Here is a 19,652-nt window from a genome sequence, read left to right as displayed (position 1 = left end):
CGGCTTGCCGGCGATGGCGTCCTGTTGAACAACGGCGACATCAAGGGCCCCATCGCCGGCAAGCCGGCTCCTACACAAAGGCAGCGTATGCCATGTAAGGAAATTTTTTATGCGCGTCTTGATCTGTGCAGGTCGTCATTACGCCGACACCAAAAAGTCCCGCCAAGTGCTGGACGCCTACCACCGCCTGCGCCCCGTGCAGGTATTGATCCACGGCGGCAACCAATTCCTGGGCAGCGACATCGAGGAATGGGCGCGGGAAATCGGCATCGACGTGGTGCGCTACCCGCCCAATTGGCAACGCCACGGCAAACAGGCAGAACGCCAACGCAACCATTTCATGCTGACCGACAGCCGCCCCGACGTGATCATCGCCCTCCCCGGTGGTGACGACACGTCGGAACTGGTCTGCCAGGCCAAAGCCAGCGGCATTTCGGTGCTGACCGTAGAAAGCTGAATTCAAGCGAGGTGCATCATGCACAAAAAACACACACCGAACCGTCAGGACGGGTTCGCCAAATACCGTGCGCGTCACTATCGCGGCGCTCGCCACACCCTGTTGCTGTTGCCACCGGCCAAACGGCGCGCGCTGCAACGCAACTTGATCTTTATCGGCGTGACCCTGGGCTTCATCCTGCTCATTGCGGTGTTTTCAAAAGCCTATGCGGCAGGCGGTTCCTACGTGGTCGACGACGGCGCCATCAACGACCCGGGGCAATGTAATGTCGACGCGTGGTTCACCGCCAACCGGCATGACGGCAGCACCCACAGCCAGACCCTGTCGCCGGCCTGCACCTTTACGGGCATGCCCACGGTGCAATGGACCGCGGCGCTCTCCCGGGCGGACACGGCGAGCAGCGGCGAGACCCAGGTGAACCCGCAAGTCAAAGCTCAGGTATACGCACAGAAAGACCTGGGGCTTGAGTTGGCCCTGTCAGCCGGGGCGCACTTTGCGCTGGACCGCCAGCACAGCTTCGACGGCGCCGACTTCAACATTCCACTGACGTGGCAACCCGTGGAAGCCTTGCGCCTGAACCTCAACGCCGGCTGGACCCACGCCTACAACGACGGCGACCAGAAGCACCGCCTGACCTGGGGCACCGGTTTTGAATACCAGGTAGCGCCCGCGCTGAGCCTGATTGCCGAGCGTTACGGCCAGCAAGGCGGTGACCAGGCCTGGCAGGCCGGGCCACGCTTTCACTTGGGTGAGTTCGTCGACGTGGACGTGGTGGTCGGGCGCAGCCTGATCGCTGACAGGGCCCAATGGCTGACAACGGGCGCCACGGTGCGCTTCTAAGCCTTGGCTTGCTGCTCCAGGTGCAGTTGCAGCTGAGGGTCGATCTGCAACTGCGCGGCCAGGTCGTCAAGATAATTGCGCTCGGCGTCCTGCTGGTCGTCCACCAGCATCACGCTGGCCAGGTAAACCTCTGAGGCGAGCGCCGGGTCATGGGCGTACTCGGCAAAATCGGCAGCATCCAGTGGCTTGGCGACTTCGGCGTCGAGCCATTGTTGCAATTGCGGGTCATCGGTATGCCGCCCGATCTCTGTGCCGATCATCTGCTGTTCTTGCTCATCGATGCGGCCATCCGCCTTGGCCGCCGCGATCAATGCGCGCAACACTGCATGGCTATGGGCTTCGGCCTGCGGCCCGTCCAACTGGTCGACGGTCTGGAAGGCTTGCTGTGGTGCCGTGGCCTGCTGGCGCTGCCACGCTTGATAGGCCTGGAAAGCCGCCATGCCGAGGGAGGCCAGTGCGGCATAATTCATCCCGCCGGAACGACTGGGCGCTGCGTTGCCCGAAGGTGCGCCGCCCAACAAGCCGCCGAGACCGCCGAGTAATCCACCCAGGCCACCACCACCGGATGACGCAGTGCCGGTGCCAGCGCCCTTCAACAAGCCGCCGAGCAAGCCGCCCAGGCCGCCGCCCGAGGCACCGCCGCCTTGCTGCCCGGCGCGCAGCAGTTGTTCGAGAAGATCGCTGGTGTTCATGGTTTCACCCTCCCAGGGCGCAGTGTTGGCGTCCAACAACCATAGCCCGCCGTTGCGCGAATACCATGACCGCCGGGCGGGCACGCCTTATGATGGCGCCATTGCGCCGCTGAGGGAGAACGCAGGTGAACCGTATCGAACACATCGCATTGATGGCCCGCTACAACCAGTGGATGAACCGCAAGGTCTATGACGCGGCCGCCTTGTTGACGGACGCTGAGCTGGCGATGGACCAGCAGGCATTTTTCGGCTCGATCCTCGGCACGCTGAATCACCTCACCCTGGGCGACACCGTATGGCTCAAGCGCTTTGCCCAACACCCGGCAGGCTTCACCGCGCTGGCCCCCTTGAACGACCTGGCCATGCCGACAAACCTGAAGCAACTCGCCTTCGCCAATCTCCGCGAACTTCGCGCCCGTCGAACCTGGCTGGATGAACTCATCATCGACTGGTCTCACACGCTGCGTGAAGCCGACCTGGATCACCGCCTGCACTACCACAACATGCGTGGCGTGGCGGCGGACAAACCGTTCTTCAGCCTGCTGGTGCATTTTTTCAATCACCAGACCCACCACCGGGGCCAGGCAACCACGTTACTGACCCAGGCGGGCGTGGACGTCGGCGATACCGACTTGCTGGCGCTGATTGACTGAAATCAGCCCCCGTTGAATTCAGCGTAGGCCTGCATCAAGCGCGGGAAGTCGTGTGGCTGGGGCAATTGCGCAAAACTTTCGACAGCGGGTGTGGAGGCCCAGGGCAGTTTTTCGCTGGTCCAGGTTTCCATGAAGGGTACGTAGGCACCGGCGTTGTCCAGCAAGGTCGCACGCACGTTGACGAATTCATCGATGCCATGGGGGCGGGTAAACAGCCAGCTCATGCAGTGCGGGCAGCAATAATGGCGGTCCACGCCGTGCAGCCCGCCCATCACCGGGCAGCCTTGGGTCACGGTAAAACCACTGGCGGGAATCAGCGCACTGAGGGAGAACGCGCTGGAGGTCATCTTCTGGCAGCCGGTGCAGTGGCAGGCCATGGTGATCACTGGTGGCAAACTCACGCTGAAACGCACCCGGTTGCAGCGGCAACTGCCTTCCAGCGGTTGGTGTTCGACGCTCATCATCCACTCCTTTTTATGATTGTTGACGCCTCAGGGTAGCGTGAACCCCGGCGATAACAAAACCGAACGCTGCACGCCACGCAGGGTCGTAACTGTAAGGCGCCGGGAGAGATTGCCCTGCCCTGCTCACGTGCACCCGCCTCGTCGGGCTGTGCGTACCCCCATAAGAAGGAGACGCTTACATGGTCACTCACTTCAAGGTCGCCGGGCATTTGGCCTGCGGCCATCACGGTACCAACCTCACGTCCAGCACCGAGCTGAACCGTGTCAAATGCCGTACCTGCCGCAACACCGATGCCTACAAAGAAGCGCGCCGCACCCAGCGCAATGCCGCTCGCCGCGCCGCGCGCAAAGCCAAGACCCACACCGCCAGTGACTGGCGCAGTGCCTGGACGCAACGCCTGACCGACCTGCCCGGGTTGCAGCGTTTGCCACGGGGTTTCAGCGGCCAGCCGTTCGTATAACGGGCTCAGACAAGGCGCCTGCAGTTTGCAGGCGCCAGTCTGTGAGGCGGGTTACTTCACCTTGCTGCTCAAGGTATCCAGGCTGCGCTTGAGGTCGTCCAGGCTGCGTTTCTGATCGTCGATGCTGCGTTTTTGGTCACTGACATCGCTCTTGATCCGGGACAGTTCGCTGTTGCTGGAATTGGAGCTGGAACTTGAATTGCGCTTGAGGTCATCCACTTCGCTTTTGAGCTTGTCGATGGTGCTTTTCTGGTCGGCTACCGTGCGCTTCAAGTCGGACAACTGACTGTCACTGGCACTGGAACTTGAGCCGTCCTTGCGCTTGAACTCCTCAAAATATTTAGCCTGTTCTTCCAGCTTGCTCTTCAAGCGCTGAAGCTCTTCACTGTCACGCTTTTGCCCTTCCTGCAGCTGCTCGATATCACCGACCGAGAACCCAGTCGTACTCAGCACGTACTTGTTTCCAGCCTCCAGGGTACTGGCCGTGAGCTTGTCGCCACGGGATGAACTGTAATCCCCCCACTGCACGGCGCTCCCTGCCTGCGCCACGGCCATTCCACTGGTGAGCAACAACCCCATTACGCTTGCAGCAATCATCCGAGAAGGCTTGCGAACACTGAGCATCAACTGATTCCTTTCCAAACTGCCGGGATGGCATATCGCTATGACTGGGATTTTGGAATCTTGTTCCCGTGCTGTAAGAATCCTCGGCATTGCGCCAGGAGTTATCCGTAGATCACTGATCTATCGAGGTTTTTCATCCAGGCATTTGTGCAAGAAAGGCGCCCTTCGACCTTGCGTCGAAGCGTCTGGGTCTATATATTCCCAACCCTGCTTCACCGCGCTACCGCCCGAATGGCGAAACTGGTAGACGCATGGGACTTAAAATCCCCCGCTCGTAAGGGCGTGCCGGTTCGATTCCGGCTTCGGGCACCATAGATATCAAGGGCTTGCATGATGAACTTCATGCAGGCCCTTATCTTTTGTGCTCCGCAATTTTGGGCGCCGCTGCGCAACTCACCCATCCCGGCGTCCTGCCGATCGAACACAAACCCTACCGCAGCTATCAAAATCCGCCTGATCGCCCCTAGATAATGCCTTCACTCGAAGAAGTATCTTCTCAACCACTCATGTGTGCCGCGTAGCATTCGCGGTCGGGAGCTGACGAAGGGCTGCAAGGGCAGCCTGTTGACCTTGTCTTGCCTGGGCGCGCACGACGACGGCTGTACGCGCCACCCTACAAAATGACACGATAGCCCCTCGCCTTCGTCAGTAGGAACACAGGATGTTCAGTCACGTAACCGTTGGGACAAACGATCTTGATAAAGCCGCTACCTTCTATGACGCGGTGCTGATCCCTCTGGGGCTATGCCGCCGGGTTGTAACACCTGATGGAGGGCCTCTTGCCGCATGCTGGGTTAACCCCAACAGCCCCCTCCCTCGCTTTTATGTTTACTGCCCTTACGATCTCAAAGAGGCCGTCGCGGGAAATGGCAGCATGGTGGCTTTCTGCGCGCCACATCCAGACTCTGTCGACGCAGCCTACGCCGCAGGCCTTCGTGCTGGCGGTGTTGATGCGGGTCAACCAGGGCTACGCCCGCATTATGGCGACGGCTATTATGGCGCGTACCTGCGTGATCCGGATGGCAATAAAGTGCACATAGTCCATCGTGGCGATTTGCACTTGCCTGCGTAAGCGCGACTCCCAGTGCTCGATTCAAGCCGCCAAGCGCGGGCTTTTTTGTGTCGGCCAAAACACTGGGTCAAAAGAAAATCGACGTTGTTTGCTACTGGTCAGGTATGCCGCCGCTCATCAAACGTGCCTGGCCAAGCTGAAACGACGACGGTATTCCGTTGGCGTGAGGCCAACGACTTTTCGGAACCGCGACCGGAAGGTCACCGCAGACCCAAATCCGGAAAGCAATGCCGTTTGATCAATCGATGTCTCGCTCTCCTCAAGCAACTCACGCGCTCGATCAATACGAGCCGTGAGAAGCCACTGTAAAGGCGTCGTACCGGTCTGTTCTTGAAATCGCCGAGCAAAGGTGCGCGAGCTCATATTGGCGCGAGCGGCAAGACTATCGACCGTATGCGAACGGTTCAAATTGTCCCGTATCCATTCGATCAAGGACATTAAGCTGGCTGGAGAGCCTGGAAGCTCCTGACGAATAAATTGGGCCTGCCCGCCATCACGATACAGTGGCGCGACCACCAGACGGGCAGTGTTTGCCGCAACAGACTGACCGAAATCGCGACGCACGATATGCAAACACATATCTAATCCCGCTGACGCGCCGGCCGACGTCACGATGCTACCTTCATCAATAAAGAGGACATTAGGTTCTACTGTTATCTCTGGATACAGCCTGGCCAAGTCCTCGGCGAAACGCCAGTGCGTCGTGACGCGTTTCCCACCAAGAAGACCGCTCGCGGCAAGGATAAAAGCCCCCGTGCAGATGGACGCTAATCGTGCACCCCGCGCATGTGCCTCGCGAAGAGCAATGCTTACCGCTTCTGGAACGACTCCAAACGGCTCTTCACACCCGGGAATGATAATTGTGTGGGCTAGTTCAAGACGGTCGAGGCCATGCCGCACCTGCATATCAAAACCCGCTGCCCGAATTGTCCGCTCGGGTGCGCACACGTCCACCTCGTAAGCTTTGCTCCCATCGACCTGAGAAGCCAAAGCAAAAACCTGATAGGCGATACCAAAGTCCAACGGCACCACATCATTCAATACCAGAACCGCAATCTTATGCACGCCGTAGCCCCTACTCCCAGAATCAAAATGGCTGGCAGAAAACGATCGTTTGATGTCATTTAAGCCACTCACGTTCAGCGTCTAACAGGAATACGCTTTAGTCAATTACGACGAGAGGAGACGGTAATGTCTGATGAGCTGAGCGATAAGCGTGAAGACCGCCAACTGCAGATTGGCATGGTGATTTTTCCTGGTTTCACTCTGCAGGATTTGGCAGGTCCACAGACGGCGTTCGGCCTTCATGCCAAAACTCACATAATCTGGAAGACCCTGGAGCCCGTTCCTACGGATATGGGTGTCACCCTGAACCCTACGATCACGTTTGATGACGTTCCAGATAACCTGGACGTGCTGTTTGTCGCAGGGGGTGGAGGAACGCCTGAAATCATGAAGGACCAAGAGCTGCTCGATTTTATTGCTCGCGCAGGCAGGACGGCCACCTATGTAACCGCTGTATGCACAGGCTCTGTACTGCTTGCCATGGCAGGATTATTGGAGGGCTACCGCGCAGCGACTTATTGGCCCTTCTACGAACCCCTTATCGCACTGGGTATCGAACCGAGCTACGAACGAGTATGCGTCGACAGGAACCGAATCACCGGTGGCGGTGTAACGGCAGGTATCGACTTTGCGCTGCTGGTCATCGCGCAACTCAAAGGTCGGGACGCGGCTGAATTTACGCAACTCGTGCTCGAATACGACCCGCAGCCGACAATGACCTCGGGGAATCCTCGTACCGCACGACCAGAAATCGTTGCGCAGATAAAGGGGCTGTGGGGGCGAACCAACGAAGCGGTAAGCGTCGCGAATGAACATATGGCGCGCCGAGCACGGTTATCAACACTGGCTCCCACCTAATCGTAGTTCCGTAGCGTTGCTCTCTCGGCGGTCGGTTCCTGAGTAGCGTCATCGCCAGGCAAAAAAGCCCCGTATTCCTAAATGCGAGGGCTTTGCTGTCCATCACTGGCCATCGAACGATCTCCCCTCTGCGCTCAACCGGTTCTCACGGCGGACATGTTGCGGTGAATACCCATGCAGCCGAACGAACGCCCTGCGCATCCGTTCGGGGTCAGTAAAGCCCACCGCCTGGGCGACTTGCTCGATCGGCTCACTGCCTTCCTGCAAACGTAAACACGCCGCTTCGACGCGTAAGCGCTCTACTGCTTTAGCTGGCGTTTCTCCCGTCTCTCGACGGAATGCTCGTCCGAATTGTCGCAGGCTCAATCTCGCCGCATCGGCGAGTCGCTCAATAGGTAACGCCTCAGACAAGTGCTCTCTCGCGAATTTCAGCGCAATACGGATGCGATCTGACTCTGGTTCCATCTGCGACATCGCGGAAATTTGCGACTGGCGACCAGGTCGGCGGTAGGGAACGACCAGCAACCTGGAGACATCGCGCGCTACATTAGCCCCCCTATCTTTCTCAATCATAGCGAGCGCCAGATCGATCCCGGAAGCAATGCCCGCCGACGTCCAGACGTGTCCGTCCTCTATAAAAATAATGTCCCCTTCAACGTTGATGCGGGGATAACGCGATTGCAGTTGTGCAGTGTGGTGCCAGTGCGTCGTAGCCCGCCGATCGTTCAACAGGCCGGTCTCTGCCAGTAAGAACGCCCCCGTGCACACGCTTGCGACTCGCGAGGCGTTAACAATCAGTTGCCTTGCTGCAGCGACATTTTCTGATGTCAGCATGGGTTCGACTTCACCCCCCACAAAAATCACGGTGTCAAAGACGTCCTTACCGACCGGAGTGGTATCGACCGGAAGGCCTGAATTGCCATTAACCAGCCCTCCGAAACGCGATACGACGCGAAGCTCATACGGCTTATAACCTTCAGCGGTCACCACTTGATTGAATGCAGACAATGGCCCAGCAAGATCGAGGGCATCGTGACCCGGGCAGACAAAAAATCCAATTCGGTACATCGCAGTTCAGCTCCAGCGTTCAGTCCCCGGTTGCCGGGAGCCCTAGTGTAACGCCGCAAAGCCGGGCGTTCTTAATGGCGCTGGGAGTTAGATTTCTTGGCCTAAAGTGAGGGAAAAACGTCGTTTTCGTTTCCCAGACTCATACGTAAAGTTGCTGGCACGAACACCATCGGCGACGGTTGTAATGCTCGTCCCGACACGTTCCCATTCGGCGAAGTAGAGCACTACGAATCACCAATGGCTTGGTCCAATCCCTGCAGGGTAAGCGCTTGATTAGACTTACTTGCGAGCGGCCTGGCTACGTAAGAACGATTGCCGCTGTGCCAGGGAGCGAGCATTCGCTCTAGCAAACATTGTAGTGATCACGGTCGGTGGCTCTGCGAGGCCCATTAATTTGCACATTCCGCTAAGTAGCTTCCGAGGGTTAAATATGACTTCGCCTATAAAACCAGTCGCTACCACTGAGTACGACAATGTGATTCAGGCAGCACAAGCTTATATAGACGGCTATCGCTCCGGTGATATCGCTGGAATTGAGAACGCCTTCCACACCGATGCGATCATGTGGGGCTACAGCGGTGATGAGTTGCTTCAAGGTCCCGCTGTTCCGGTATTTGCGAGCTTCTTCAATTCACTGGGCGCCTCACCCAACGCTCGCAGTCGTCTGGATATTTTGGCTATCGCCCCCACAGCCGCAGTCGTGCGCGTAGACATGGAGAATGACGTTTTGGGCGCGAGCTTCCACGACTTTCTTTCACTGCTCAAAATTGAGGGTCAGTGGAAAATCATCTCGAAGATTTTCCAACGGTATGCCTAAGTAAGTGGCAGATTGCACCAGATAAATCTTTCCGCCAGATGAGGACGTCACTTGCTTCAAGCGTGAGCTGCGCTAGTGACTGTCAGCAGGGCGCCGGGCTACAGCTTGAAACGCTGAGCAGTGGTGTCGTGATACGTCGATAAAAGCGCCCAATGATTGAGAGCAGAACCAGATCCTAACGTGGCTCTTGGGCTTAAGAACTGGCTCCAACGTCGCTGTATGTGATTCGCCCCGGGTTCACCAAACGCTCACGCACCCGACACGAATGGGGACGTAGGCGATTTTTAGCGATCCAAAATTATTGCGCTAAATTCCTGTCAAACATTTTTTTGAACCCTTCAATAAAAACTCACAAAAATCACTTCTACAAAAAGGGCTAGGTTCTGGGACGCCGAAAACGTGGTGGATAAGGATATTTTTAGGGGTAGAAAGCGAAAACATTACATAAATATTTCATATACTTCAGAATCTTAGCCTCTTGTTCGATTCCGGCTTCGGCACCATAGATATCAAGGGCTTGCATGATGAACTTCATGCAGGCCCTTATCTTTTGTGCTCCACACTGTCTGGATCTGTTCCGCAATTCCCCTCTCTGGCGTTCTGCCAACTCAATTCAAATCCCCCGTTTCGCCGACTGCTACGCTGTTCACTCAACCAGAGGAACGCCAATGCAAAATCCGCATGTGGTTTTCTGAGAGCTCATTAGCGATTGGCATATACCAGCGACCTGAGGGTGAGATACCGCCACAGCAGACAGCACGCGGTGCATCTCATGCTCGTCCGGAAACGGGTACACCTCAAGGTTGAGAGCAATCTGAATCTTGCGCAGACTTGTGCCTTCGACGAGCCAGCGCTCAACGGTGCGAGTCATCGCTGACCCGTTGTCTTCCGTCTGCCAGGCAAGAAAGTCGAATAGCCTGGCGACCTGCCGAAAGGAAATCGTGTCAGGGATATCGGCAAAAAGCCTATCAGCCAAGTTTTCCTCACCAAACTCAACCACTACTGCATGGGCAGCGCTGAACGCTTCAGTGTATTCGGGCTCGCTACTTTCCGCCGCGATCACGTTTAACGCCCTTTCAACACTCTGGTGCATAGCAATAAATCTCATCGACTCACATCAAGACGGGGTGTGCGCTACCGTAAATCAACCGGAATATCCCTGAGCTCTTTCAGTGGGCGCACAGTCTTTTCATCCCCCCCACCAGTGGGTTTGTGATCTTCTTTGATGTTTGCAAAACACCCCGTCATCAGTCGACTACTCCTGTAATCGTTCGGCAGCTCAACATAATGTCCAAATGTGCAGTTTTCTTCGTTGACGATATAAGCTGGATCCTCCCACCAAACCGAAAAAAACATCATAAGCAGAAACATTGATTACAGTCCTTTGCGCATTTTGGACCGGCTTTGGCCGGGTGATCGCAGTTTTAGGTCGAAAGGAAGCGATCGACAGGTGACCCGCAGTGACGAAAAACCAACACTGAATCAGACATGTGCAGTGTCGGGTTGGCTAGCGTTACCGATGAATGAAATGCTGCTGCATATAGTCGTGATCTTCTTCGACCCGTCGGGGGTATCTGTTTTCGTCAAGCTTTTCGCGCAGTCGCGTGGAGTGGCTTACCTGCTCAAATGCGACTTGGCACCTGGCGCTGTCAAAAAATGACCGGAGATGGGTAAGCGCCTGATCAAAAGCCGGGCTTTCAATGCGCAGATATAGACCTGTCAAATCTTGCTGATCTGTGAGCTCTCGATACAAGTTGATTGCGAAGATACTGCCTCCGTTATTTCGAGCGTGATAAACATGCACATCGCCGTAGCCACTGTAGAGATGGGCGAAGTACAACTCGTAAAGTTCGATAATGTTGACGGGAATTTCAAGGATGTTAAATAACGCCTGCAGATCGGCTCTGGGAGTCGCCTGGTCACCTTCCCAGGTTACTAAATCTGACATCGATACACAGATGTCGAATTCTTTGGCATAGATGGTTTTTCTGGGCATTCTCATTCCATAGCGCAGTGTTTGATTTTTTAAGGGTGGCGCTTCATGAGGTGAAGCTGAGAGTGGGTACAAAAAGCCCCCTCAAAAAAGCCCAGCGGGTAGCCGGGCTTAGCGTTCGAGGTCACTCAGTATTTCCAGTACCAACGGTCGCGTGTATTTCTCGCCTGGGTCATCTTCTGGCGAATCACTATTGCGGTGCCATTCGCCTTCGTCGAAAGCTTGATAAAGCGAAAATGCGGGTTGCGGTAGCTCACCTACCCTTCCTAAATCAACAATGGCATTTGCGATGCCATTCATGACGTCGTCGCAAAATTCATAGCTCAACGCCCCAGTTGCATAGCCTTGCGCGACGGTGAGGGCTACCTCATTCAAAATCGCCTCGGGGCTGACGCCGAACTTTGAACGGATAGAATCCAAATCACTCAGCGCGATGCCGTTTCTCTCAGCCTCTACGCATAGCGCTTGAAGCTCACTCACCGGCAAGACTTTGATCATGGGCAGAGATTTACCGAGTTCACTCAACCTTTGCATGGCTCACCGCAGCAGCATCCGCCTCGCAAGAAATTGCTTTGCCGCACTCAACACGCTCCAAGGCGCCTTTCAAAGCGGCAATAAATACTCTTTTCAGCTGCGAAATACTACTGTGCCATCACTCGGTGTAGCAGCCGCTGCCTATGCCTTGCCAAAAAACCACATCACAAATGCAACCGCGCTGACCCATCCCAGTGTCAGCAAAAACGAAAGACCCGCAAGCCGCTTATCCATAGTGCCCCGTCGCCGGTTTCATTGATCGAGATACGATCGCCTGGGTGCAGCGTAGTTCAGGTGCTTCAGTCTTTCTCTACAAAACGCTTGGATTCATCGCCGATCAGGGCCAGGTGAATCACGCCTGGCTGGCTGGGAAAGTTGGGGGAATCCCCCGAAGCGTTTTCCATCACGGGGATGTCGATGAGCGCTCGCTTGTGTGCCGGGTCCTTCACCCATTTGGCGTCCAGCGTTTCGACGGCGCGCCAGCCGTCGCCGCCGATGTGCATCACGTCCACCAGTGTGTAGTGCTCCTGGTCGTCTTCCGTTACGGCGGGTGTAAAGGCCGCAATGTATTGGCGGTAGGTGTTGCCCTTGTCGAACCCTTCGACGGTGAAGACGGCCAGGGTGAGCTGGTCCGCCGTGCCCACGTTCAAGTCCTGCACCTGGGTGGCCTCGGGATAACCGCTGGCAAAACCGTCCTTGAGCAATTCGACCAAGCGCCCAACCTGCTCTGCCACCGGTTGTGGAACCGGGTTTTCGGCGGCGTGGGTGAGCGTGCAGGCGAACAGCAGGCTGGCTGGCAACAGGCGCAATGTCATGGGGCTGAATCCGCAAGAGAAAGAGAGGTTTAACCACTACCGCGTCCACGGCGGGTGTGCATTTGCTCAAATGGCTTTACGGCCGTCAAGCCGACCTGTTCTCACCTATCAGTTTTGCTTCATCGACGTATTAATAGTTTTCAACAACACTTTTCTCAATAGATGTTTCTAATCATGTATGTTGAATCTCACCTCGGGTGGTCCTCCATCACCCGACACAGGGGTTGAGGTCATACGATGAAATTCACCAATGTCTTGAGCAGCAACGGTAAGGCCTTGCCAGCGTTGATCGATGCCGACGGCCAGCGTTATTGGCCACTGAGTGAGCTGGCCGTGCCATTTTCCGGCAGTCTGGAGCAATTGATCCGTCAGTGGGATCACCTGAAGGCAGGGCTCACCCCACACGGCGACGGCCTGCCGCTGGAAGGCGTGACCCTCCTCGCACCGCTCTCCCCCACGCGAAATATCTTTTGCGTCGGCAAGAACTATCACGAGCACGCGGCGGAATTTAGCCAATCGGGTTTCGACCACAGCGCCAAGGACGGGGAAATTGCCCCGCAGTTTCCGGTGATCTTCACCAAGACCCCGGAGTCGGTGATCGGCCATCACGCCACGATCCCGTTGCACGCCTCGGTCACGCGTCAACTGGACTATGAAGCGGAGTTGGCGGTGATCATCGGCAAAGGCGGCAAAGGCATTTCCCGGGAAGACGCCCACGCTCACGTATGGGGTTACACCATCATCAACGACATGACCGCGCGCGACCTGCAGAAGAACCACCGCCAGTGGTTCCTCGGCAAATCCCTCGACGGCTTGTGCCCCATGGGCCCTTGGGTCGTCACCGCCGACGCATTCAACCCCCAGGACGCCACGATTGAATGCTGGGTCAACGGCACGCTTCGCCAGCAGGCCAATGTCCGGGACCTGATCTTCGATATTCCCGCGCTGATCGAATGCCTCTCTGCCGGCATCGAGCTCAAGCCGGGCGATGTGATCAGCACCGGCACGCCTGCTGGCGTCGGCATTGGTTTCACCCCGCCGCGCTTCCTGCAGGCCGGCGACACCGTGCGCATTGCCATCGAGGGAATCGGCACACTCGAAAACCGCATTGCGCAGCACTAGTCACCCACTTCACCACATGAGAAACGGCAATGAGCTTGAAAGACAAGATTATCGGCACCCTGGGTTTTGGCACCGCGCCCCTGGGCAACATGTTTCGCTCAATCGACGAAGAGGAAGCCGCGGCAACCGTCGCGGCCGCATGGGAACAGGGCATTCGCTTCTTTGATACGGCACCGCTCTACGGCGCCGGGTTGTCCGAGACCCGTTTGGGCCGGGCGTTGGCGCAACATCCACGCGATTCCTACACCCTGGCCACCAAAGTCGGTCGCCTGGTTTCTGACGAAGTGAACCCCAACCCGGGCTCCGGCCCATTCAGCCAGGGCAACCCCAACAAGATGCTCAGCGACTACAGCGCCGACGCCACCCTGCGCTCCATCGAAAGCAGCCTGCAGCGCCTGGGCACCGACCGCCTCGACATCGTGTTCGTGCACGACGTGGCCCAGGACACCCATGGCGATGAGTGGATCGAGCACTTCAACATCGCCCGCAAAGGCGCTTTCAAAGCCCTGACCCGGCTCAAACAGGAAGGCGTCATCCAGGCCTGGGGCCTGGGTGTGAACCGGGTTGAGCCCTGCGAATTGTTGCTGGACCTGGAGGATGTGTGCCCGGACGGTTTCCTGCTCGCGGGCCGTTACACGCTGCTCGACCATGAGCAACCCCTGCAACGGTTGTTCACCAAGGCCCAGGCCAAGGGCGCCGAATTTGTCGCGGGTGGGCCTTACAGCTCAGGCGTGCTGGTTGGCGGCAAACACTTCGAATACCAGCCTGCGTCCGCCGCGATGCTCGACAAAGTGGCAAAGATCCACGCCCTCGCCCAGCAGTACCACGTGGACATCAAGGCCGCCGCCTTGCAATTCCCGCTGGCCAACCCGCTCGTGGCCGCCGTCATCCCGGGGGCCAGCCGCCCTTCGCGGATTATCGAAGACACCCAAGCGGTCAATGCCGTGATCCCGCCTGCGTTCTGGCAGGCCATGAAAGAGCAGGGTTTTATCCACCCCAACGCCCCCATCCCGGGCAACCACTGACAGGAGCCTTCCCATGCACCCGCATAACACCGCGATTGTCTTGATCGAGTACCAGAACGACTTCACCAGTCCGGGCGGGGTCTTCCATGACGCTGTCAAAGACGTGATGCAGTCCTCCAACATGCTCGCCAATACCGCGACCACCGTCGAGCAGGCGCGCAAACTCGGCGTGACGATCATCCACATGCCGATCCACTTTGCCAAAGGCTACCCGGAGCTCACCACGCGCTCTTACGGGATCCTCAAAGGCGTGTCGGACGGCCATGCGTTTCTCGCTGGCACCTGGGGCGCTGAAATCACCGACGCCCTGCCCCGTGATCCCGTGGATATCGTGATCGAGGGCAAGCGCGGGCTGGACGCCTTTGCCACCACCGGCCTGGACCTGGTACTGCGCAACAACGGCATCCAGAGCCTGGTGGTCGCAGGCTTCCTGACCAACTGCTGCGTCGAAGGCACCGTACGTTCCGGTTATGAAAAGGGCTACGACGTGGTCACCCTCACCGACTGCACCGCCACCTTCAGCGACGAACAACAGCACGCCGCCGAGCAGTTCACCTTGCCGATGTTTTCCCAGACCCTGCAGCACAGCGCGTTTTTGCAAGCGCTGAGCGCCGGATAAAAAAAGGGGCGACTCCCACAGGAGTCGCCCCTTTTTTCCGTATTCAGATCACTCGGTGGGCGCGTATTGCATCTCGCCGTTGCCGAAGGACCAGTCTTCGCGCTTCACGTCCACCAGGCTGATCCACACGTCTTCCTTGCGCAGCCCGGTCTTGGCGTGGATGCCTTCGGCGATGAATTTGTAGAAAGCCTTTTTCACTTCGATGGTGCGCCCGGCGTTCCAGGTAACCTGGATGAACACGATTTTGGGCGTGTACGAGATACCCAAGTACCCGGCCGCCGGATACACCAACTCATCCTTGGCATGGCGGTTGATGATCTGGAATTTATCGTGCTCCGGCACGTTGGCAACGCTCGTCATTGCGGCATACACCACATCACCGATGGCGGCTGCGGTTTCGGCGCTGGTGTCGGCAGCCAGGTCGATTCGAACTAAAGGCATGGGGGAATCCTTAACGGGTCAATGGCCAATCCAGGTCGGTGGCCGGTGATATAACGCTAGTCTCGACGCCATGATTCATCAAGCGCATAATTTTCGAAAAGATGATGAGTAATACGCATGCTATTCCAGGACCTGAAAGCCTTCGTCACGGTGATTGAAAGCGCTTCACTGACCAAAGCGGCGCAGAGCCTGTGCTTGACCCAGTCCGCCGTGTCCCGCCGCATCCAGCACCTGGAAGAGACCCTGGGCGAAGCGCTGCTCGATCGCACCACCCGCCCGCCCTTGCCAACGGCCATGGGGCACCGCGTCTACGAATTGGCCGTGGGCCTGTTGCGCGACGCCGAGCATTTGCTCAGCCTGCCTCAGGAAAGCGCAATGCCCAGCGGGCGGTTTCGCGTAGGGCTGACGCAGATCGTCGCGGACGCCGTGATGTTTGACGTAGTCACCCACATGCGCGAGCAACTGCCGAGCCTTGAATTGCAGATCGTCACCGACTGGAGTTCCGAACTGGAGCAGCAGATGCTGACCGGGGAGTTGGATGCCGCCACGCTGATGTTGCCGGCGTCCAGCCGCCCACCCGCTGCGCTGGAAGGTCAACGGGTGACCACCCTCGATATCCTGGTGGTGCAGAGCCAATCAAAACCCCTGGTGAATGCTGCCACCCAGATCAAACACCTGGCCGCTCAAGAGTGGGTGCTCAACCCCAAGGGCTGCGGCTATCGAGCGGCCCTGGAGGCGGCCATGGGCGGGCGCGGGCACACACTCAAGCTCGCAGTGGACACCCACGGCGCCGCCATGCAAATGCGCATGGTCGCGGCAGGCCTGGGCCTGGGGCTGATCCCGGCGACGCTGCTGCCCGGCAACCCGTACGCGCACGCGTTGTCGGTGGTCAGCATCGAGGACTTCCAGCTCAAGATGGGCATCTGGGTCACGCACTCGCCACGCCCGGGCAACTTGCGACTGGCCAATCAGTTGCTGATCCAGGCCATCACCGACGGCCTCGGTTAGGCGCCCTCACGACGCAACTGGCGTTCCAGGGCATACCCCTCGCTCAGCTCACCCGCCAGTTCGCCCCGGCGCAGTGGCTCACCGCAATGCTCACACAACGGGCCCAAGCCTGCTGGCTGGCCGCAGGGCACGTGGATGTAATTTACCGCCCTGTCCTCGCCCGGGGACTTGCACCAGGTTTCGCCCCAGGCGCGCAACGCCAGTACCACCGAGTAGAACCCCTCGCCTTTTGGCGTGAGGAAATATTCGTAGCGCAAAGGCCGCTCGCTGTATGGCCGGCGCTCCACCATCCCATCGGCTTCCAGGCCTTTGAGGCGCGCAGCAATCATTTGCGGCGTGCCGCCGCTTTGTACCTGGATTTCGTCGAACCGATGGTTGCCCATGAACAATTCGCGCAGCACCAGCACCGTCCAACTGCTGCCCACGATCTCCTCCGCGCGGGAGACCGGGCACAGGGTTTCAGGCGCAAGTTTCTTCTTCAACGACATACGGACGTTGCCTCTGAAAAGTAACTATGATTATCATAGCATAACGCAGACGGGCACCCCGAACGGGTTATGCGCCTCTGAATGCTTTGGAAAACGCATTATGACGCCCCCCGTTTACCCCTCGCCACAGGTTCACTGTTCACCAAGGCTTCAGTTTTTCAACAGTCTCACGTTCACACTATCCGTTAGTGCGGTGAAAGCGCCGTTGCTAGGCTCGGCGCTCGCATTCGCCCAAAGGCTGGAGAAAAACATGATGCTTGGCAAAACCCTGATTCGCGCCCTGACGTGCCTGGTGCCGCTGGCACTGACGCTGCCCGCCTACGCCGCCGTTCCCCTGCAAGGCACCTGGACCCTCACCGCCTCGGACAACATCAACCCCGACGGCACCCGCATTCATCTGTACGGCGATGACCCGCAAGGCACGCTGAATTTCGACGCCACCGGTCATTACTCGCTGCAGATCATGAGCAAAGTGCGCCCCAGGTTCGCCGCCAATGACAAGAGCAAAGGCACCCCCGAGGAGTACCGCGCAACAGTCGTGGGCACCCAATGCCACTTCGGCACCTACACCGTCAACGAGAAGGACCACACCCTCACCCTGCACGTGGAGCACGCCACCTATGCCAACTGGGAAGGCGCCAACCTGACCTGGCCCTACACCGTCGATGCCGAGCACGCCACGTTCACCGTCCCGCACCCCACGATTGGTGGCCCGGGCGTGTACGGCGAGATCGCCTACGTGCGCACCCACTGAGCCAACGCCAGTCACCGCCAAGGATTCGGCGGTTCCACCCACTCACTCACAGGCAGGAACCCCATGCCCATCGATCTGGACCTGGACGTGCTACGCACCTTGATCGCCGCCCAGCAACTGGGGGCCATGAACCGTGCGGCCGATAAGGTCGGGCGCTCCCAGTCGGCCGTCAGCCAGCAGATCCAGAAGCTGGAGCACCGCATCGGCCAACCGCTGTTTCGCAAGCAAGGTCGCGGACGTGTGCTCACCGAGGCCGGAGAAATATTGCTGGCCTACGCCCGGCGCATGATTGACCTGAACGACGAGGCCGTCACCGTGATCAGCGGCATCAAAGTCAAAGGCGTGGTGCGTTTCGGCTTTTCCGGAGACCTGGTCCACACCTGGCTGCCACTGGCGTTGCAGCAGTTCAAATGCTGCTACCCGAACATCCGCATCGAAGCCACGGTAGACCGCAACGTCGCGCTGATCGAGCGCCTGGAAAAGGGCCAGCTTGACCTGAGTGTGTTGCTCAGTGGCAAGGTCAGCGTGGAAGCCCAGGTGTTGTCCACCGTGCCGATGGCGTGGATCGGCCGCCCCGGCGACCAGTTGAAGGCCGGCGAACCGGTGCAACTGGCGGTGCTGGAAGCGCCGTGTTTCTTCCGCACGGCGGCGATCAATGCGCTGGATGAAGCGGGGATCCCCTGGGAAATCGCGTTTACCACCGCCAACGTCTCCGGCTTGTGGGCGGCGGTCAATGCCGGCCTGGGCATCACCCTGCGCACGCAGATGAGTGCGCCCCAGGGCCTGGAAGCCATCAGTGCCACCCAAGCCTTGCCGGCGCTGCCCTCCGTGCATGTGTTCCTCAGCTCAGCCGGGCGCGCCTTGACCCCGGCGGCGACGTGCCTGAAAGACGTGCTGATGCAGACGCTTCACTCGCTCTCCAGCACAAACTCGTAATACGCCCGCTTGAACGGCAACGGCATCCCGACCTGAGCAGACAACTCATCTTGCTCAGCACGGTCCTCATAGACCACTTGCAATGACTGCTTGACCCCAAACACCGCGTCCGAGCCCAGGTACGGGTCGCCCTCGGTAAACAGGTGCGTGACCAGCCGGGTGTAACCCGGACGTTCCAGCACGAAATGCACATGCCCCGGCCGCCAGGCCAGGCGCTGGGCGGCGTCGAGCATGCGCCCCACCGGCCCGTCGGTCGGCACCGGGTAGCACACCGGCAAAATGGTACGAATCGCGAAATTGCCGTTGGCGTCGGTGCGGTAGCGGCCGCGCAGGTTGCCGGTGGGTTGATCGACATCCTGACCGGAATACATGCCATTGCTGGCGGTCTGCCAAACATCCAGCACCACATCGGCCACGGGTTGACCGTGAGTATCCAGCACACGCCCGTGGATCAGCGTGGCGTCGCCCGGGGTGAATGCCATGTTTTCACCAAAGGCGCGGTCCGGCATGCCGTCGATATAGAACGGCCCGAACACCGTGGTTTCGGTGCCGTTGGCGACTTGGCGATGGTTGATCTCATCCACCAGCATCGACAGCCCCAGGGTGTCCGACAGCAGGATGAATTCCTGGCGGATAAACCCATCGCACATATGGCCGGTATCGGTCAGGAAGCGAATGCCCTCCCACCATTCCTCCTCGGTCAGTTCCACCTCGTCGGCAAACGCGTGCAGGTGGCGCACCAGGCTTTGCATGACCTGTTTGAAACGCGGGTTGGGCGCGTTTTCGAAGCTCTTGAGGGCTTGTCGGGTGATCGATGACATGGTGTGCGTGCTCCGAGGCGATGAC

Annotated in this window: 26 protein-coding genes and 1 tRNA gene; 14 read left to right on the top strand and 13 right to left on the bottom strand. The window is 58.4% G+C overall.

Annotated elements, in window-relative coordinates; translation table 11 throughout:
- Window positions 1-109 precede the first annotated feature (109 nt).
- A complete protein-coding gene (locus HX792_RS10430) occupies window positions 110-457 on the top strand; it encodes a DUF2493 domain-containing protein (RefSeq protein WP_176996002.1) in 348 nt (115 codons plus the stop codon).
- Window positions 458-475: 18 nt separating this feature from the next.
- A complete protein-coding gene (locus tag HX792_RS10425) occupies window positions 476-1,297 on the top strand; it encodes a hypothetical protein (protein ID WP_176996001.1) in 822 nt (273 codons plus the stop codon).
- Here the strand turns inward: HX792_RS10425 and HX792_RS10420 are convergent.
- Complete coding sequence (locus tag HX792_RS10420; RefSeq protein ID WP_176996000.1) at window positions 1,294-1,989, bottom strand: tellurite resistance TerB family protein; 696 nt, start codon at window positions 1,987-1,989, stop codon at window positions 1,294-1,296. The two genes, HX792_RS10425 and HX792_RS10420, sit on opposite strands and share 4 nt — an antisense overlap.
- Window positions 1,990-2,114: 125 nt before the next feature.
- On the opposite strand from HX792_RS10420, the gene HX792_RS10415 reads away from it, so the two are divergent.
- The gene (locus HX792_RS10415) at window positions 2,115-2,642 is read left to right on the top strand and encodes a DinB family protein (RefSeq protein WP_176995999.1); all 528 of its coding nucleotides are present in this window, start codon (window positions 2,115-2,117) and stop codon (window positions 2,640-2,642) included.
- A 2-nt stretch (window positions 2,643-2,644) separates the two neighbouring features.
- On the opposite strand, the gene HX792_RS10410 is transcribed toward HX792_RS10415, so the two are convergent.
- Window positions 2,645-3,103, bottom strand: a complete 459-nt coding sequence (locus HX792_RS10410; protein WP_176995998.1) for a GFA family protein — start codon at window positions 3,101-3,103, stop codon at window positions 2,645-2,647.
- A 182-nt stretch (window positions 3,104-3,285) separates the two neighbouring features.
- Between HX792_RS10410 and HX792_RS10405 the strand changes: the two genes are divergently transcribed.
- Window positions 3,286-3,567, top strand: coding sequence for a hypothetical protein (locus tag HX792_RS10405; RefSeq protein ID WP_176995997.1), 282 nt, complete (start codon window positions 3,286-3,288; stop codon window positions 3,565-3,567).
- 51 nt (window positions 3,568-3,618) lie between these two features.
- On the opposite strand, the gene HX792_RS10400 is transcribed toward HX792_RS10405, so the two are convergent.
- A complete protein-coding gene (locus HX792_RS10400; protein ID WP_176995996.1) occupies window positions 3,619-4,191 on the bottom strand; it encodes a hypothetical protein in 573 nt (190 codons plus the stop codon).
- Between the two features lie 225 nt (window positions 4,192-4,416).
- Between HX792_RS10400 and HX792_RS10395 the strand changes: the two genes are divergently transcribed.
- A tRNA-Leu gene (locus HX792_RS10395) sits at window positions 4,417-4,503 on the top strand.
- Between the two features lie 349 nt (window positions 4,504-4,852).
- On the top strand, window positions 4,853-5,263 hold the full coding sequence (locus HX792_RS10390) for a VOC family protein (RefSeq protein ID WP_176995995.1): 411 nt from the start codon (window positions 4,853-4,855) through the stop codon (window positions 5,261-5,263).
- Window positions 5,264-5,380: 117 nt separating this feature from the next.
- On the opposite strand, the gene HX792_RS10385 is transcribed toward HX792_RS10390, so the two are convergent.
- Entirely contained in the window at window positions 5,381-6,328 is a 948-nt protein-coding gene (locus HX792_RS10385; protein ID WP_176995994.1) for a helix-turn-helix domain-containing protein, read from the bottom strand.
- 126 nt (window positions 6,329-6,454) lie between these two features.
- Here HX792_RS10385 and HX792_RS10380 point away from each other — a divergent pair, with 126 nt between their 5' ends.
- The gene (locus HX792_RS10380; RefSeq protein WP_176995993.1) at window positions 6,455-7,186 is read left to right on the top strand and encodes a DJ-1/PfpI family protein; all 732 of its coding nucleotides are present in this window, start codon (window positions 6,455-6,457) and stop codon (window positions 7,184-7,186) included.
- A gap of 102 nt (window positions 7,187-7,288) precedes the next feature.
- Here the strand turns inward: HX792_RS10380 and HX792_RS10375 are convergent, their stop codons facing one another.
- A complete protein-coding gene (locus HX792_RS10375; RefSeq protein ID WP_176995992.1) occupies window positions 7,289-8,254 on the bottom strand; it encodes a GlxA family transcriptional regulator in 966 nt (321 codons plus the stop codon).
- Between the two features lie 430 nt (window positions 8,255-8,684).
- On the opposite strand from HX792_RS10375, the gene HX792_RS10370 reads away from it, so the two are divergent.
- Window positions 8,685-9,071, top strand: coding sequence for a nuclear transport factor 2 family protein (locus HX792_RS10370; RefSeq protein ID WP_176995991.1), 387 nt, complete (start codon window positions 8,685-8,687; stop codon window positions 9,069-9,071).
- A gap of 646 nt (window positions 9,072-9,717) precedes the next feature.
- Here the strand turns inward: HX792_RS10370 and HX792_RS10365 are convergent.
- The 5 genes from HX792_RS10365 to HX792_RS10345 form a co-directional block, all read right to left on the bottom strand.
- A complete protein-coding gene (locus HX792_RS10365; RefSeq protein ID WP_176995990.1) occupies window positions 9,718-10,164 on the bottom strand; it encodes a hypothetical protein in 447 nt (148 codons plus the stop codon).
- A gap of 41 nt (window positions 10,165-10,205) precedes the next feature.
- The gene (locus HX792_RS10360; RefSeq protein WP_176995989.1) at window positions 10,206-10,442 is read right to left on the bottom strand and encodes a hypothetical protein; all 237 of its coding nucleotides are present in this window, start codon (window positions 10,440-10,442) and stop codon (window positions 10,206-10,208) included.
- Between the two features lie 142 nt (window positions 10,443-10,584).
- Complete coding sequence (locus HX792_RS10355; protein WP_176995988.1) at window positions 10,585-11,067, bottom strand: hypothetical protein; 483 nt, start codon at window positions 11,065-11,067, stop codon at window positions 10,585-10,587.
- Between the two features lie 108 nt (window positions 11,068-11,175).
- Window positions 11,176-11,562, bottom strand: a complete 387-nt coding sequence (locus HX792_RS10350; RefSeq protein WP_176995987.1) for a hypothetical protein — start codon at window positions 11,560-11,562, stop codon at window positions 11,176-11,178.
- Between the two features lie 335 nt (window positions 11,563-11,897).
- Window positions 11,898-12,413, bottom strand: a complete 516-nt coding sequence (locus tag HX792_RS10345) for a hypothetical protein (protein ID WP_176995986.1) — start codon at window positions 12,411-12,413, stop codon at window positions 11,898-11,900.
- Between the two features lie 237 nt (window positions 12,414-12,650).
- On the opposite strand from HX792_RS10345, the gene HX792_RS10340 reads away from it, so the two are divergent.
- The 3 genes from HX792_RS10340 to HX792_RS10330 are packed head-to-tail and all read left to right on the top strand — an operon-like array spanning window position 12,651 to window position 15,179.
- The gene (locus HX792_RS10340; protein WP_176995985.1) at window positions 12,651-13,535 is read left to right on the top strand and encodes a fumarylacetoacetate hydrolase family protein; all 885 of its coding nucleotides are present in this window, start codon (window positions 12,651-12,653) and stop codon (window positions 13,533-13,535) included.
- 29 nt (window positions 13,536-13,564) lie between these two features.
- Window positions 13,565-14,560: an aldo/keto reductase gene (locus tag HX792_RS10335; RefSeq protein ID WP_176995984.1), complete on the top strand. Its 996-nt coding sequence runs from the start codon at window positions 13,565-13,567 to the stop codon at window positions 14,558-14,560.
- A 13-nt stretch (window positions 14,561-14,573) separates the two neighbouring features.
- Entirely contained in the window at window positions 14,574-15,179 is a 606-nt protein-coding gene (locus tag HX792_RS10330; RefSeq protein WP_176995983.1) for a cysteine hydrolase family protein, read from the top strand.
- Between the two features lie 48 nt (window positions 15,180-15,227).
- On the opposite strand, the gene HX792_RS10325 is transcribed toward HX792_RS10330, so the two are convergent.
- The gene (locus tag HX792_RS10325; protein ID WP_176995982.1) at window positions 15,228-15,620 is read right to left on the bottom strand and encodes a tautomerase family protein; all 393 of its coding nucleotides are present in this window, start codon (window positions 15,618-15,620) and stop codon (window positions 15,228-15,230) included.
- Between the two features lie 117 nt (window positions 15,621-15,737).
- Between HX792_RS10325 and HX792_RS10320 the strand changes: the two genes are divergently transcribed.
- Entirely contained in the window at window positions 15,738-16,628 is an 891-nt protein-coding gene (locus HX792_RS10320) for a LysR family transcriptional regulator (protein WP_218172605.1), read from the top strand.
- Here HX792_RS10320 and HX792_RS10315 read toward each other — a convergent pair.
- Window positions 16,625-17,116, bottom strand: coding sequence for a helix-turn-helix domain-containing protein (locus tag HX792_RS10315; RefSeq protein WP_176995981.1), 492 nt, complete (start codon window positions 17,114-17,116; stop codon window positions 16,625-16,627). The genes HX792_RS10320 and HX792_RS10315 overlap by 4 nt on opposite strands.
- Before the next feature lie 250 nt (window positions 17,117-17,366).
- Between HX792_RS10315 and HX792_RS10310 the strand changes: the two genes are divergently transcribed.
- Complete coding sequence (locus HX792_RS10310; protein ID WP_176995980.1) at window positions 17,367-17,870, top strand: lipocalin-like domain-containing protein; 504 nt, start codon at window positions 17,367-17,369, stop codon at window positions 17,868-17,870.
- A gap of 63 nt (window positions 17,871-17,933) precedes the next feature.
- Complete coding sequence (locus HX792_RS10305; RefSeq protein WP_176995979.1) at window positions 17,934-18,806, top strand: LysR substrate-binding domain-containing protein; 873 nt, start codon at window positions 17,934-17,936, stop codon at window positions 18,804-18,806.
- Here HX792_RS10305 and HX792_RS10300 read toward each other — a convergent pair.
- Complete coding sequence (locus tag HX792_RS10300) at window positions 18,779-19,627, bottom strand: dioxygenase (protein ID WP_176995978.1); 849 nt, start codon at window positions 19,625-19,627, stop codon at window positions 18,779-18,781. The genes HX792_RS10305 and HX792_RS10300 overlap by 28 nt on opposite strands.
- Window positions 19,628-19,652: the final 25 nt, after the last annotated feature.

Origin of the sequence: Pseudomonas sp. B6002, from assembly GCF_013385985.1 — a bacterium.
In the GTDB taxonomy this organism is placed as follows: Bacteria; Pseudomonadota; Gammaproteobacteria; order Pseudomonadales; family Pseudomonadaceae; genus Aquipseudomonas.
Note: the sequence above shows the minus strand (reverse complement) of the source record. Positions and strands in the feature narration are given on the sequence as shown.

Excerpts from the sequence above, each read along its gene's own strand:
- HX792_RS10425 (WP_176996001.1), top strand. The coding sequence starts at position 476 with ATGCACAAAAAACACACACCGAACCGTCAGGACGGGTTCGCCAAATAC.
- HX792_RS10365 (WP_176995990.1), bottom strand. The coding sequence starts at position 10,164 with ATGCACCAGAGTGTTGAAAGGGCGTTAAACGTGATCGCGGCGGAAAGT.
- HX792_RS10410 (WP_176995998.1), bottom strand. The coding sequence starts at position 3,103 with ATGAGCGTCGAACACCAACCGCTGGAAGGCAGTTGCCGCTGCAACCGG.
- HX792_RS10380 (WP_176995993.1), top strand. The coding sequence starts at position 6,455 with ATGTCTGATGAGCTGAGCGATAAGCGTGAAGACCGCCAACTGCAGATT.
- HX792_RS10330 (WP_176995983.1), top strand. The coding sequence starts at position 14,574 with ATGCACCCGCATAACACCGCGATTGTCTTGATCGAGTACCAGAACGAC.
- HX792_RS10335 (WP_176995984.1), top strand. The coding sequence starts at position 13,565 with ATGAGCTTGAAAGACAAGATTATCGGCACCCTGGGTTTTGGCACCGCG.
- HX792_RS10305 (WP_176995979.1), top strand. The coding sequence starts at position 17,934 with ATGCCCATCGATCTGGACCTGGACGTGCTACGCACCTTGATCGCCGCC.
- HX792_RS10360 (WP_176995989.1), bottom strand. The coding sequence starts at position 10,442 with ATGTTTCTGCTTATGATGTTTTTTTCGGTTTGGTGGGAGGATCCAGCT.
- HX792_RS10355 (WP_176995988.1), bottom strand. The coding sequence starts at position 11,067 with ATGCCCAGAAAAACCATCTATGCCAAAGAATTCGACATCTGTGTATCG.
- HX792_RS10430 (WP_176996002.1), top strand. The coding sequence starts at position 110 with ATGCGCGTCTTGATCTGTGCAGGTCGTCATTACGCCGACACCAAAAAG.
- HX792_RS10350 (WP_176995987.1), bottom strand. The coding sequence starts at position 11,562 with ATGATCAAAGTCTTGCCGGTGAGTGAGCTTCAAGCGCTATGCGTAGAG.
- HX792_RS10400 (WP_176995996.1), bottom strand. The coding sequence starts at position 4,191 with ATGCTCAGTGTTCGCAAGCCTTCTCGGATGATTGCTGCAAGCGTAATG.
- HX792_RS10345 (WP_176995986.1), bottom strand. The coding sequence starts at position 12,413 with ATGACATTGCGCCTGTTGCCAGCCAGCCTGCTGTTCGCCTGCACGCTC.
- HX792_RS10370 (WP_176995991.1), top strand. The coding sequence starts at position 8,685 with ATGACTTCGCCTATAAAACCAGTCGCTACCACTGAGTACGACAATGTG.
- HX792_RS10300 (WP_176995978.1), bottom strand. The coding sequence starts at position 19,627 with ATGTCATCGATCACCCGACAAGCCCTCAAGAGCTTCGAAAACGCGCCC.
- HX792_RS10405 (WP_176995997.1), top strand. The coding sequence starts at position 3,286 with ATGGTCACTCACTTCAAGGTCGCCGGGCATTTGGCCTGCGGCCATCAC.
- HX792_RS10420 (WP_176996000.1), bottom strand. The coding sequence starts at position 1,989 with ATGAACACCAGCGATCTTCTCGAACAACTGCTGCGCGCCGGGCAGCAA.
- HX792_RS10325 (WP_176995982.1), bottom strand. The coding sequence starts at position 15,620 with ATGCCTTTAGTTCGAATCGACCTGGCTGCCGACACCAGCGCCGAAACC.
- HX792_RS10390 (WP_176995995.1), top strand. The coding sequence starts at position 4,853 with ATGTTCAGTCACGTAACCGTTGGGACAAACGATCTTGATAAAGCCGCT.
- HX792_RS10315 (WP_176995981.1), bottom strand. The coding sequence starts at position 17,116 with ATGTCGTTGAAGAAGAAACTTGCGCCTGAAACCCTGTGCCCGGTCTCC.
- HX792_RS10340 (WP_176995985.1), top strand. The coding sequence starts at position 12,651 with ATGAAATTCACCAATGTCTTGAGCAGCAACGGTAAGGCCTTGCCAGCG.
- HX792_RS10310 (WP_176995980.1), top strand. The coding sequence starts at position 17,367 with ATGATGCTTGGCAAAACCCTGATTCGCGCCCTGACGTGCCTGGTGCCG.
- HX792_RS10320 (WP_218172605.1), top strand. The coding sequence starts at position 15,738 with ATGCTATTCCAGGACCTGAAAGCCTTCGTCACGGTGATTGAAAGCGCT.
- HX792_RS10375 (WP_176995992.1), bottom strand. The coding sequence starts at position 8,254 with ATGTACCGAATTGGATTTTTTGTCTGCCCGGGTCACGATGCCCTCGAT.